This window comes from Maritalea myrionectae DSM 19524, from assembly GCF_000423365.1.
Lineage (GTDB): Bacteria > Pseudomonadota > Alphaproteobacteria > Rhizobiales > Devosiaceae > Maritalea > Maritalea myrionectae.
In genome coordinates, this window is sequence record NZ_AUHV01000005.1 from 204,884 (window position 1) to 218,393 (window position 13,510).

11 protein-coding genes are annotated in these 13,510 nt (G+C 54.0%); 3 read left to right on the top strand and 8 right to left on the bottom strand.

Translation table 11 applies throughout. From position 1 onward, the window contains the following. Window positions 1–56 precede the first annotated feature (56 nt). The gene (locus G549_RS20550; RefSeq protein ID WP_051213910.1) at window positions 57–995 is read left to right on the top strand and encodes a LysR family transcriptional regulator; all 939 of its coding nucleotides are present in this window, start codon (window positions 57–59) and stop codon (window positions 993–995) included. Window positions 996–1,021: 26 nt separating this feature from the next. Here G549_RS20550 and G549_RS0114900 read toward each other — a convergent pair whose 3' ends face one another. After that, window positions 1,022–1,390, bottom strand: coding sequence for a hypothetical protein (locus tag G549_RS0114900; RefSeq protein WP_027835694.1), 369 nt, complete (start codon window positions 1,388–1,390; stop codon window positions 1,022–1,024). Window positions 1,391–1,469: 79 nt separating this feature from the next. Continuing rightward, entirely contained in the window at window positions 1,470–2,051 is a 582-nt protein-coding gene (locus G549_RS0114905) for a PAS and helix-turn-helix domain-containing protein (RefSeq protein ID WP_084634206.1), read from the bottom strand. A 161-nt stretch (window positions 2,052–2,212) separates the two neighbouring features. Here G549_RS0114905 and G549_RS0114910 point away from each other — a divergent pair, with 161 nt between their 5' ends. After that, window positions 2,213–4,156 carry an acetoacetate--CoA ligase gene (locus G549_RS0114910; protein WP_027835696.1) on the top strand — a complete coding sequence of 648 codons (1,944 nt, stop codon included), beginning with the start codon at window positions 2,213–2,215 and terminating at the stop codon, window positions 4,154–4,156. Window positions 4,157–4,183: 27 nt separating this feature from the next. On the opposite strand, the gene G549_RS0114915 is transcribed toward G549_RS0114910, so the two are convergent. After that, window positions 4,184–5,284, bottom strand: coding sequence for a M24 family metallopeptidase (locus G549_RS0114915; RefSeq protein WP_084634207.1), 1,101 nt, complete (start codon window positions 5,282–5,284; stop codon window positions 4,184–4,186). Between the two features lie 179 nt (window positions 5,285–5,463). On the opposite strand from G549_RS0114915, the gene G549_RS0114925 reads away from it, so the two are divergent. Further along, on the top strand, window positions 5,464–5,646 hold the full coding sequence (locus G549_RS0114925) for a hypothetical protein (RefSeq protein ID WP_027835698.1): 183 nt from the start codon (window positions 5,464–5,466) through the stop codon (window positions 5,644–5,646). Between the two features lie 17 nt (window positions 5,647–5,663). On the opposite strand, the gene G549_RS0114930 is transcribed toward G549_RS0114925, so the two are convergent. From G549_RS0114930 to hutI, 5 genes are all read right to left on the bottom strand, one after another. Continuing rightward, window positions 5,664–8,096 carry a hypothetical protein gene (locus G549_RS0114930; protein WP_036223027.1) on the bottom strand — a complete coding sequence of 811 codons (2,433 nt, stop codon included), beginning with the start codon at window positions 8,094–8,096 and terminating at the stop codon, window positions 5,664–5,666. A 110-nt stretch (window positions 8,097–8,206) separates the two neighbouring features. Beyond that, window positions 8,207–9,877, bottom strand: coding sequence for a urocanate hydratase (gene hutU / locus G549_RS0114935; RefSeq protein WP_027835700.1), 1,671 nt, complete (start codon window positions 9,875–9,877; stop codon window positions 8,207–8,209). Next, complete coding sequence (hutG, locus tag G549_RS0114940; protein ID WP_027835701.1) at window positions 9,874–10,689, bottom strand: N-formylglutamate deformylase; 816 nt, start codon at window positions 10,687–10,689, stop codon at window positions 9,874–9,876. Before hutG ends, hutU begins: the two co-directional genes overlap by 4 nt. Further along, window positions 10,690–12,219: a histidine ammonia-lyase gene (hutH, locus tag G549_RS0114945; protein WP_027835702.1), complete on the bottom strand. Its 1,530-nt coding sequence runs from the start codon at window positions 12,217–12,219 to the stop codon at window positions 10,690–10,692. Next, on the bottom strand, window positions 12,216–13,433 hold the full coding sequence (gene hutI, locus G549_RS0114950) for an imidazolonepropionase (protein ID WP_027835703.1): 1,218 nt from the start codon (window positions 13,431–13,433) through the stop codon (window positions 12,216–12,218). Before hutI ends, hutH begins: the two co-directional genes overlap by 4 nt. Window positions 13,434–13,510 lie beyond the last annotated feature (77 nt).

Sequence of the window (13,510 nt, forward strand, 5' to 3'; positions counted from 1 at the left end):
CTTAGGCAAACACCCTAAAGAAGCAATGTTTTTTCATTACTTCATGAGGAAATTTTATGCATACCAGTCGCCGCAACTTTCCCTCGATCAACACGTTGAGCGCTTTTGAATGCGCTGCGCGCCACCTCAATTTTACCCGCGCTGCGGAAGAAATGAACCTCACGCAAAGCGCAATTTCGCGTCAAATCCGCGATTTGGAATTGCAGTTGGGGGTCACTTTATTTGAGCGGGTGCGTAAGCGCGTGGTGCTGACTGAAGCGGGCGCCCGATTTTTGGCTGACGCGCGTTATTTGATCGAGCAAACTGAAGGGCTGGTTTATCGCACCATGGCGGCGGCAAAGGCAGAAGCCATGTTGTCCATCGCCACGCTGCCGACGTTTGGATCGCATTGGCTGGCGCCACGACTGCCCGACTTTTTGTCGCAAAATCCTGATTTGGCCATCAATATTGAAAGCCGGTGGTCACCCTTTGCCATGCAAGATCAGTTTGTTGATGTGGCGGTGCATTTTGGTCGCCCGATTTGGGCTGGCGCCACCTGTCAGCCGCTTTGTGCAGAAATGATGGTGCCAGTGGCGGCGCCAAGTGTGGTGCGCCAATATCAATTGGATAAACCTGAGCACTTGGTCGAGACCCCTTTATTGCATCTGCAAACACGACAAACAGGGTGGCGCGATTGGTTTGAACAACAGGGCATGGAGAACAAGGAACCGTTTAAGGGGCATCGCTTTGATCAATTCTCCATGATCATCGAAGCCGCTGTTGCGGGCATGGGCGCGGGGTTATTGCCCTTTTACCTGATCGAGCAGCAAGTGATGCAAGGCAGCCTCAAGGTCATTGATCCGACCCCGCTCAACACCGAAGATGCGTATTTTCTCGCCATCCCAGACGACAAGGCGGAGAAACCCGGTGTCATCGCCTTTACCACGTGGATTCGTAAGCAGATCAAAAATCCAGTGATGCATTTGGATGAGGTGGACAGCCCCATCGCCAATTGATGGCGCTGCCCAACTTTATGTTCGATCTATTCGAAATAGATTTCGTTGTCTGCCAGATAGACTTCTGACGCATCGCAAATATCAATCCTGATCGGGTCGTCTAGAACTTCGCCATCATCGGCACCGAGCCAACCCACTTGAAATGTTTGGTCGCAAGATCCCGTTGTTGCGAAGAATTCCGCTTGTGCAGTTTCGCCTGGATTCATCTCTTCTGACAGCCAATTGGTGCTCCAGCCGCTGCCATCATTGGTGTAGAATCCGACAACGATATTGCTTTCCGTAATGTTGTGCAGCGTGAACAACCCGCCTGCGCCCGACTGGGCAAAAGCCGACCCTGCAAGCAGCCCAGCACCTAGCGCGCCGATCACGGCACACCGCTTCAATAGATTTTTCATGAAATGTCCTTCCCCTCTAAAGCCACATGATATGAGGAAAAATCATGCTTAACAAGCGGTTAATGGACTTCTTGAGGTATTAGCGCGCCGAATGGTGGGCGGAAAACCATGCAATCAATTCCGCCGTGTTTTTCACGCCAATCGCTTTCATGATCCGCGCCCGGTGGGCCTCCACGGTGCGCTTGGACAATTCGAGTTCATCTGCGATCACGCCATTGGTTTTGCCTTGTGCCACCAAAGCGACAATCTGGCGTTGGCGATCAGTCAGCTCATATCCCGAGGCAGCAATGGCCCGCGGCAATGGTTCAAAGCAATAAACCGCTTTGGCAAATGGGTTTGCCGAGGTCATCGACCGCCCGCGCACCTTGCACCAGAACCGGGTTTGGTCCGCCTTGATCATGATCCGCTCATCATAATAGGTGATGCCCATGGTCATGTTCGTGGACCACATTTGCCCAGTGCGCACAAAGTCTTCAAAATTTGGATAGAGCAGATGAAAACTTTTGTTGCGCAGTTCCGCCCGGCCATAGCCGAACAATCGCGCGAATTCTGCATTACATTCCAAAATGATGCGATGCTCCGCATAGGCCAATGGCACGGGCATTTCATGCAGATTGAAATTATATTTTGACTGGGATTGAACCGTTGCGTTGAGTACCATTTGTTGCCATCAGCTGCTTATGAGTGACCCGATTGTGTTTGGCGTGATGCAGGCGACGCCACACCGCCTACAGTATAAATACGACTAACGCTTGGCGAATGACAAGCATTATAATTTAATCCTGCGAAAATATACCGAATAAGTGGTCTCAGGGAGGACAAATGCCCAATCCAGTTTTGTGGACACCGTCCAATGAACGCCAACGCGCCTCAAATCTTTATGCGTTTGCCGAAAAGACCAAGGCGCTGCATCAGTGCGCGCCGGACGATTATGATGGCCTGTTGCAATTTTCAATTGACGAGCCGCAAGCATTTTACAATTCCCTTTGGGATGAATTGAACATTATCGGCGAAAAGGGCGAACGCGTCCTGATCGATAATCCTGATATTCGTAAGGTACGTTTTTTTCCTGACGCCAAACTGAACTACGCCGAGAATGCCCTGAAGCAGCCCGATGATCGCCTGGCGATTATTGGTCACCGGGATGATGGCACCCGCCGTGAAATAACCCGGCGACAGCTTTATGATCTGGTGAGCCAGTTGGTTCAGGCCATGCGGGCGAAGGGCGTTGAAAAGGGTGACCGCGTTGGCGCCATCGTCACCAATGATATTGAGGCGATTGCGCTTTATTTGGCCAGCTCGGCCATGGGCGCGATTTGGGCCTCTTGCTCGCCGGATTTTGGCCCCGAAGGCGCGACCGATCGGTTGGCGCAGGTTGAGCCCAAAATCCTTTTTGCGGTGCCGCATTATAATTATGCGGGCAAGCATATTGATGTTGCGCCCAGCATTAACGCGGTGGCGAAAGCTGCGGATATTGAGCATGTGGTGCTGTTGGACAACCCAAAAGCGGATGCCCAGTATGAGGTTGATGTGCAAACGCTTGATGCGTTTGTCGCGCCCTTTGCCCCTGCGGAAATTCAATTCGAACGGATGGAATTTGATGCGCCGATGGTAATCCTGTTTTCCTCTGGTACCACTGGCAAACCTAAATGCATCATGCATCGTGGCGCGGGCTTGTTGATCCAACATTTGAAGGAATTGGTGCTGCACAGCGACGTTAAGCCAAACGACAATTTCTTCTATTTCACCACATGCGGTTGGATGATGTGGAACTGGCTTGTTTCTGGCCTGGCGGCGGAGGCGACCCTGATCACTTTTGACGGCAACCCGTTTTACCCCAAAGCGCCACGATTGCTGGATTTGATCGACAAAGAGCAGATCAATATTTTTGGCACCTCTGCGAAATATATCGACGCGCTGAGCAATATGAATGTAAAGCCGCGCGAGACTCATTCGTTTGCCAGCTTGCGCACCATCTTGTCGACAGGCTCGCCGCTGCTGCCTGAAAACTTCGATTATGTCTATCGCGACTGGAAAGAAGACGTGCAACTGGCCTCCATTTCTGGCGGCACGGATATTTGCGGCTGCTTTATGGGCGGTGTGCCCACCAAATCTGTTTATCAAGGGGAGTTGCAAGGTGCGCAGCTCGGCCTGGATCTCGATATTTTGGATGATGACGGGCAGTCGGTCGTCAATCAACCGGGGGAATTTGTTTGCCGCAATGCGCATATGACCATGCCCACAGGCTTTTGGGGCGACGAAAGCGGCGAAAAATATCACAGCGCTTATTTCGACAAATATGACAATTTGTGGGCTCATGGAGACTTTGTCGAAAAGACCGACAATGGCGGCTATATCATTCACGGCCGGTCAGATGCGACGCTCAATCCCGGTGGCGTGCGCATTGGCACAGCAGAGATTTATCGACAGGTGGAAACCATTGATGAAATCGAAGAGGCCATTGCGGTGGGGCAAGATTGGCAGGGCGATCAACGGGTCATCCTGTTTGTGCGCATGAAAGATGGCGTCACCTTGGATGACGACTTGATCAAACTGGTCAAAACCCGCATTCGCAAGGGGGCAACCCCCCGACATACGCCCGCCAAGGTGATTGCGGTTAAAGATATTCCACGCACCCGCTCGGGCAAGATTTCAGAGATTGCCGTGCGTGATGTGATTCATGGCCGAAAGATCAAAAACACAACTGCCTTGGCCAATGTGGAGTGTTTGGAGGACTATAAAAACCTGCCCGAACTGCAGGACTAAAAAAGGGGCCATGCGGCCCCTTTTTATTTAGTTTTTGGCAATCACGACATCGCGCGAGCGTTCGGACAGCACTTCCGGGCCATCGGCGCGGAGATAGACAATCTCTTCCAAGCGGACGCCAAATTTGCCTGGGATATAAATGCCGGGCTCGATGGAGAACACCATACCCTCGTCCAAAATCACATCTGACGAGGCAGAGAGGTAGGGTTCTTCGTGAATTTCAATGCCAAGGCCGTGACCGGTGCGGTGGGTGAAATATTCGCCGTACCCCGCATTGGTGATCACATCGCGGGCAGCCTTATCAATATCTGATGTTTTAACGCCGGGCTTGCACGCCGCCAGCGCCGCCTGCACTGCGGCTTCCACCACGTCATGGACTTCTTGATAGTCATCGCGCAAGGTTTCAACCGCCACCATGCGGGTGATATCGCTCGGATAGCCTTTGGTCGTGCCGCCAATATCGACAACCACAACATCACCTGATTTAAGCACACGGTCTGAGGTGTGGTGATGTGGGAACGCGCCATTTTCGTTGGCCCCAACAATGTCGAAAACAGGTTTGGCGCCCTTGGAAATAAAATGCTCTTTCACGGCTTCTGCAACGTCGTTTTCGGTGACGCCGGGCCGCGCGGTTTTGGCCGCCACTTCTTGCGCTTCATCAGCGATCTGAGCGTTCAATTTGAGCAATTTATACTCGTCTTCGGTCTTGCGCATCCGCAACGCGCCAACAGTGGATTTTGTGAATTGATGCGCAGCACCGTCCAATTTATCCAACAGGTTGAGCGCAAAATCGGCACGCATGGTTTCGTCAAGCACCACCTGCTTCACACCTGCGCCAGCGACCTTTTCAAGTGCGGCATTGAGGGCATCAAATGGTCCGTGATCGTCCGCCCATTCAAAGAACTCAATGTTCGTGTGTTCACGCACAGCGTTAGCATTAAGGGCTGGCATGACAAAAGCTTCGTTAGTTTTGCCGATCAACAACAGGCACATGCGCTCGTCAGGATAAGGGGTATAACCCAAGAGCCATTGGGTGTGAGCGGTGGGGCCGAGCGCCACCAGATCGATGTTTTGCGCCGCCATTTCCTGCCGCAAGCGTTTGAATTTTTGTGCTACGATTTCGTTCATACGTCCCCCTTGAATCCAACTGATAATCGGATACTAAAATTATTTTAGTATAAGTAATATTTATTTTTTAGCTGGTCAATGACCTTAGGGGGGAACGCAAAATCAATTGACCAAGGTCAAACCGCGCCCGCCAAAACTGCGCTATAAAGTGCAGGCTTTATTTCAGTTGGGGGAAGAAAATGAATAAACTGATTGGCATGTTGTGGATTATTTCTGGCTCTGCAATCGCAGGGGCGCTGGTGATCGCTGTTCTGGTCACACAAATGGTGCCCAATATGGGGCTCGGCATCGCCGCTGCTGCCATTTTGGGATATGTGCTGGCCATCCCGTTTTCCTATTACTTATCTAAGAAAATCAAATAGCCAGCACTTTGTTTGGTTTATCGCGCGCGGCAAGATAGGCGGGTTGTTCCGCCTTCTTCCAACACCAACTCTTGGTTGGTGATTTTAGCGCGCACATTGCCCCACACATTGGCAAAGCTTCCGTTCACACGGGCGCGGTGCAGGGCATATTGTCCATCCACCAAAGCGGTGCCCTTGTTTGGCTCGATCAGCGCCACCACTTCGCGGCCAGAGCATTTGTAGCTTTTGGCCACAACGTCAGGATCAGCTTCGCCCATGCTGGGATTAATGCGATATTCAATATCTGCATTGGTCGCAACCATTGTGGTCAAGCATCCGCCATTGGGTGAGCGCACTTCAAACCCCTGCCCCGCATTGCGCGTAAGCTGCAATCGAGCATTTGGGGGCACATCGCGCACATATTGGCGCTGGCCATTGCCCGCAATCTCATAGACTTCGACGGGCCGTCCGCGATCATTTTTGAACCCGATTGAAACCGCACGATTGCCCATCGGCTGGCTGCTGGCAGACAGGCCGCACATATAATTTGGGTCGGCCCGATAATTGTTGAGGGCCTGACGTGCCGCTGCGCTTTGGGTGGTGATATTGATGTTCACGTTTGAATCGGACTGCTGATTGATCAGATCGAAAATATTGATGATCGTATCAACAGCTTCATTGCCGGTTGTGGGGCGATCAGGGTCTACGCCGAAATCGCTGTCCCCACCATCGCCAATATCTGGTTGGGAGGGTGGGCGACACCCATTGAGGAACCGACGGATCGCTGCGCCACTGCCTTTGAGCGAATAGGTGGCCGTTTGCTCATCATTGATTGACCACCGCACAATATTGCCGAGCGCGAGTGCCCGCCACATGGGATCTCGCGTGTCGATTGCGGCGACTGGCAGCGCCCCCCAATCATATCCCTCAACCGTGCGCGTGGTGGCCCGCACGCGACCATTATCATCGCCAACGCGCCATTGCACATTGACGTTGCGACCGCTGGTCAAGCCGCGCGGAGCGGAGGCAAACATAATGCGCACCACGTCTTCTTGTGGAGTGCAGCGCGCCTCTAGTCCGATACGATCCGTTGTCACGTCGCCAAAGACCAAGCGCAAATCACCATCGCGACGCGACGGCGGTGTGCTCCATTTCAAGCTGGAATCGTCGGTCACATCGCCATAAACTGAAGGCCCGTTAAAGCGGGTGTTGCAAGCCTGCAAAAACTCACGCACTGGCCCGGCGCTGCCATTCAAGGATAGCGTTAGCCGATGGTTGTCGTTGGCAATTCCAGTGAAATTGGCGCCGGAAATCAACCCTTTCCACAAGCGGTCATCTGTCGACTTAGAAAAGCTCGGTGCGGGGCCGGACGCCAAGGGTGACTGGCCACGATCGCCGTTGACCACACCATTATAGCGACCCGTTGTCCAATTGATCCGCGTGCGCCGCGGCAAATTGGCCCGCGCGGGAAACCCATCAAGATAAATGGTGGCGCGGCGTGAGCCTGGTTCGCATACTGCGCTGAACCCCGTGCGATTAAAGCTGCGCGCTTTGAATTCGAGCGAGGCAATATCTTCCTCTGATTTTGGGGCGTTAAAGCGCCAAGTGTAACCAGCGCGTAGATTTGTATCCGAGGCATATTGCGGTTTCGGCGTGATGGTCACATCAAAGTTTGAGCCACAAAGATCCAATTGGCCTTGTCCTGTAGCGCCAGATGCAAACTCCACTTCCAGATTGCCGGTGCAATTGATGCCTGAATTGTCGGCAAAAACTCGAGTCCTCGCATCGTTGCCGATATGGCGAATGATGTTCAGCTCTTCGCCATTCAGTTTGATGCCAATTATTTTATCGTCGCCGCCAGAGCGTACGGTGAGAATTTCATAATAGCGTGTCGGTTCGACATCCAAAATCACTTCGTTACCGAAAGAGCAAAGGTCAACGGTGCGCTCGAAATCGTCCGCACCGGACAAGGCTGCCGACAATTCGCCCACACATTTGAACCCAGACGGCCCGCGACGAATATCAAATTCGACGCGGTTTGAATTCGGAAATGCGGTAAATGGCTGTGGCTCTCCATCAAAACTCAGGGCGAGAATGCGGACATTATCTTGTGATGGGACGATCGTAATCGTGCGCACCGACGGGCCAGCGCCAGTGTCGCCAAAGTTGAGTGCCACTTGCCATTCTGCATCACACAAATTGAGCTGCTTGCGCAAAAAGCGGCCATTTTCAGCGATGAGCGAAAGGGTTGCATAGCATTGTGCACCGTCCTCCAGCTCAATAAAGGCATATTGATCGGCCTGTGCAACAATCTCAACCCGCTGGCCATTGATAAAGGCTGATTGCAGTTCGACTGATGCTGGGTCTTTTTCGATGGTGAGAATGCGCGCTGCTGCCGCACCTTGCACCAACAACAGAATGGAAAATATCACAACGCCAATTTGAGCGCTGATGGAAGTGAGCCTATGCATGTCCGTCTCCTCAAGCGCCCCCGCGCTTTACCCAACCCTACTATGCATCAGCAAATTTGTCGAAATTATGTAGATGGGGCGGAAGCTTAGCGCCTCCGCCCCGGTAATAACTAAAGAATGCCAGGCAAGTTCAATCCTTTTTCCCGCGCACACTCTTGTGCGATCTCGTAACCTGCATCGGCGTGACGCATCACGCCGGTCGCCGGGTCATTCCACAAAACACGCTCTAGGCGCTTGGCCGCTTCAGGCGTGCCATCCGCTACGATCACCACGCCCGCATGTTGCGAATAGCCCATACCTACGCCGCCGCCATGATGGATTGACACCCAAGTGGCCCCAGAGGCCGTGTTGAGCAAAGCATTAAGCAATGGCCAATCGGAAACGGCGTCCGACCCATCCCGCATGGCTTCGGTTTCCCGGTTGGGCGACGCCACGGACCCGCTGTCCAAATGGTCGCGACCAATGACAACTGGCGCGTCCAGCTCGCCATTGGCAACCATTTCATTAAAGGCCATGCCAAGGCGGTGCCGGTCACCCAACCCCACCCAGCAAATGCGGGCGGGCAGGCCCTGGAATGAAATGCGCTCACGCGCCATATCCAACCAATTATGCAGGTTTTTATCGTCGGGCAGCAGCTCTTTGACCTTTTGATCGGTCTTATAAATATCTTCCGGATTGCCCGATAGCGCCGCCCAGCGGAACGGTCCGATGCCGCGGCAAAAGAGCGGGCGAATATAGGCAGGCACAAAACCGGGGAAATCAAAGGCATTTTCCAAGCCTTCATCCTTGGCGACCTGGCGAATATTGTTGCCATAATCGACGGTGGGAATGCCCTGGGCGTGGAAATCAAGCATGGCTTGCACCTGCACTTTCATGCTGGCACGGGCTTCTTTTTCCACCAATTTAGGATCGCTCTCGCGCTTGTCACGCCATTCCCCCATGGACCAGCCGATGGGCAAATAGCCATTGATCGGGTCATGGGCCGAGGTTTGATCGGTGACAATGTCGGGCCGAACGCCGCGTTTGACCAATTCGGGGAATATGTCGGCCGCATTGCCCAAAAGGCCAACAGATTTCGCTTCACCCGCCTTGGTCCAGCGGTCGATCATTTCCAGCGCTTCGTCCAAGCTGTCGGCTTTTTCATCGATATAGCGCGTACGCAAGCGAAAATCGATACTGTCGGGGTTGCATTCCACCGCCAAGCAGCAGGCCCCAGCCATCACCGCCGCGAGCGGTTGCGCGCCGCCCATGCCGCCAAGGCCGCCGGTCAAAATCCATTTGCCTTTCAGATCGCCGCCATAATGCTGGCGTCCAGCTTCAGCAAAGGTTTCATAAGTGCCCTGCACGATGCCTTGCGAGCCGATATAAATCCAAGAGCCCGCCGTCATTTGGCCATACATGGCCAAGCCCTTCTTATCGAGTTCGTTGAAATGATCCCAGTTGGCCCATTTGGGCACCAAGTTTGAATTGGCGATCAACACGCGCGGCGCATCTTTGTGGGTTTTAAAAACGCCCACGGGTTTGCCAGATTGCACCAACAAGGTCTCGTCGGTGTTGAGGGTTTTGAGGCTATCCACAATCTTGTCGAAATCGCCCCAAGTGCGTGCCGCGCGGCCAATACCGCCATAAACCACCAATTCATGGGGATTTTCCGCCACATCGGGGTCGAGATTGTTCATCATCATGCGCATGGGCGCTTCTGTGGTCCAATCGCCGCAAATCAAATCCGGCCCGATGGGCGAACGTACGGTGCGGGCATTTTTGCGTGGATTTTCGGTCATGATTGTTCTCCCGTTTGCGCGAAAGCGTTTGCCGCCTCGTCCAACAACGCTTCTAAGATCAATTTCAGGATGGGGCGCAATTGCGCGCACTTTTGGTCGTCCAATGCCCAAGGGGCCAGCTCGGCCTTCAGGTAGGCACATTGGGCAATTTCCATTTGAAAGGCACAGATGTTTTTATCCGGCTGCCCATAATGGCGCGTGGTCCAGCCACCCTTAAAGCGGCCATTCAAGACACTTTCAAAGCCAGACTGATTGGCGATCTCGAGGGCGCGTTTTTCCATTGCTGGCAGTAGCGTCGCGCCGTCATTGGTGCCCAGATTAAGGTCTGGCAGCTTGCCCTCAAACAAAAATGGCAATTCGCTGCGAATAGAGTGGCCATCATAAAGCACTGCAAAGCCATGTTCCGATTTCACTCGGGCGATTTCTTGACGAATAGCCGCATGGTAAGGCGTGTGAAAAGCGATGCGCCTCGCTTCAATTTCACCTGGACTTGGTGCTTGCCCCTCATGATAAATCGGTTGCCCTTCAAAATCGATGGTGGGGCACAGTGTGGTGGTATTTTGGCCGGGATAAAGTGATGTGCCTTCCGGGTCGCGGTTGGCATCAATCACATAGCGGGAGAACGTGGCGCGGATCGTGGTCGCATCCGGCATCAACCCGTCATAGACTTCATCTATAAACCAATCTGTATCCACCAGTGCCGTGCCGCGTTCGTTTAGGCGCCCGGCAATATCGGCGGGCACAAAGGTGCCCACATGGGGAAAGGCCAAAATGAGGGGGCTGGTGCCGCGGTGAAGGGCAAAGGGTTCCATCTAAACCTCCAGCGCCAGATCAATGCTGGCCCCGTCAAGCAGCGAGGGTTCACGCACCAGTGCGCCAGCCTTCACCAGATCGGGCGAGATGTAGCGATCATCATCGAGCGCGCTCACCTGTTGCCGTACAAGTTTGATGGCCGCTTGCAACTTCGTTGAAGTGGCAAGGGGCGCGCGCAAGCGAATACCCTGCGTGGCGGACAGCAGCTCAATGCCCAAGATGTGAGCCAAGTTCTGGTTCATCTCCAACAGGCGCCGGGCGGCGTGGCAAGCCATAGACACATGGTCTTCCTGATTGGCGCTTGTGGGGGTAGAATCGACTGAACAGGGCGCTGCTTTTTGCTTGTTCTCAGACATCAGCGCCGCTGAGGTCACCTCGGCAATCATAAAGCCAGAATTGAGGCCCGGGTTTGGCGTCAGGAATGCGGGGAGGCCAAAGGACAAAACCGGGTCAACCAGCAACGCAATGCGGCGTTGCGCAATGGCGCCCATTTCTGAGATGGCCAAGGCAATCTGGTCCGCTGCAAAAGCAACCGGCTCAGCGTGGAAATTGCCGCCCGATATGATTTCATCGTCGCCAACCACCAAAGGATTGTCGGTCACCGCATTCGCTTCAATGCGCAAGGTATCGCCCACTTGTCGCAACATGCCAATCACTGCGCCCATTACCTGCGGCTGACAGCGCAGGCAATATGGGTCCTGCACCCGTTCGTCATTTTCCAAATGGCTGTCGCGAATTTGCGACCCTTCCAGCAAGTTGCGCAATTGCGCCGCTGCATCGATTTGTCCCTGATGGCCGCGTAGGGTTTGGATTTTTTCATGGAACGGCGCATTTGATCCCATCGCCGCGTCAGTTGACATGGCGCCGGTCAGCAACGAAATTTTGGCCAAATGCCATGCCTCGAAAAGGCCCGCGAGCGCCAGCGCGGTGGAGGTTTGCGTGCCATTGATCAGGGCCAGACCTTCTTTGGGTCCGAGCACCACAGCTTTTAAGCCTGCGCGGCGCAACGCATCTGCACCGCTCATACGCTGGCCTTGATAATCTGCCTCGCCTTCGCCGATCATCACCGCCGTCATATGCGCCAATGGCGCAAGATCACCTGACGCGCCGACAGAACCCTGACCCGGCACAATAGGCGTGACACCTTTTTCCAGCATCTCTTCCAGCAACTCAATCAACGCCCAGCGCACGCCAGACGCGCCGCGCCCCAAAGAGAGCAATTTGAGCACCATCATCAAGCGGACAATATGAGGTGCCAATGGTTCGCCCACGCCGCTGGAATGCGAGAGAATCAAGTTGCGCTGCAAGGTGGCAGTGTCCTCGACGGCAATCCGGGTTTTGGCCAGTTTGCCAAAGCCTGTGTTCACCCCATAAACCGCCGCATCGCCTTTCGCAGCCTTTGTGATAATGGCGGCGGCGCGTTCAACGTCCGGCTTGACGCTACGGTCCAATTGCACGGGCGTGGCGGCCCGGAAAATCTCTTCTAGCTGAGTGAGGCTAACCCGCCCCGGCTGCACGATCATGCTCACAATTTTCCTCCGAAAATACGCGCTTTGAGTGGATTAAACCCAATGCGATAACTTAGTTCTGCGGGGTGTTGAATGGCCCAAAGGGCAATGTCTGCGCGCTGACCAACGGCCAGCGTGCCGCGATCATCAAAGCCGAGGGCTTTGGCCGCATTGCGCGTGGTTGCTGCCAAGCATTCATCCGGTGTCATCCGAAACAAAGTGGCGCCCATATTCATGGTCAGCAAAAGCGACGTGAGCGGCGAGGAGCCGGGGTTACAATCGGTTGCTAAAGAAATGGGCACCTGATGATCTCGCAATAGCTGCACGGGAGGCATTTGGGTTTCACGCAAGGTATAGAAGGCGCCGGGCAACAGCACAGCGGCACTACCCGCCGCCGCCATGGCTTTGGCGCCCGCTTCATCCAGATATTCTAAATGATCGGCCGAAAGCGCTTTGAATGAAGCGGCCAGAGATGCGCCGCCAAGATTGCTCAATTGTTCTGCGTGAAGTTTAACGGGCAGACCCAGTTCGGTGGCCGCGTTGAATACAATTTTTATCTGCTCGGGGGAAAAGGCAATGCCCTCGCAAAAGCCGTCAACAGCGTCGATCAGGCCCTCTTTGTGCAATTGCGGCAGCATCTCGTCCGCGACCAGATTAATGTAATCGTCGGCGCGATCCTTGAATTCTGGCGGCGTGGCGTGGGCACCAAGAAATGTGGTGCGCACATTGATGTCGCGCAATTCGCCAAGCTCACGTGCCGCAAGCAGCATATTGCGCTCGCTTTCAAGCTCTAGTCCGTAGCCGGATTTAATCTCGATAGTTGTGACGCCTTCGGCGATCAAGGCATCAAGGCGCGGCAAGGCGTCAGCCACGAGTTCTTCAACACTTGCCGCGCGCGTGGCTTTCACCGTTGAAATGATGCCGCCGCCAGCGCGGGCGACCTCTTCATAGCTTGCGCCCTCGAGCCGCATTTCAAATTCATTCGCGCGGTGACCACCGAAAACAATATGAGTGTGGCAATCGATGAGGCCGGGAGTGGCCAATGCGCCGTCGCATTCCCTTGTTGGCCATTCGCGATAATCGATAGGAATATCAGCAACTGGCCCCACCCAAGCGATCGTCTCACCGTCAATGGCGATGGCGCCATTTTCGATCAAACCGCCATAGTTTTCACCATTCGCCTGCATGGGTGCGACGCGCAAATTGGTCAGCACATATTGGGTTGAATTCGCCATGTGAGAGCACCTTTTGCCGGAATTAGGATTGCGCTTTAATCGAATATGTATATGCTTAATTATATTATGTCCATACA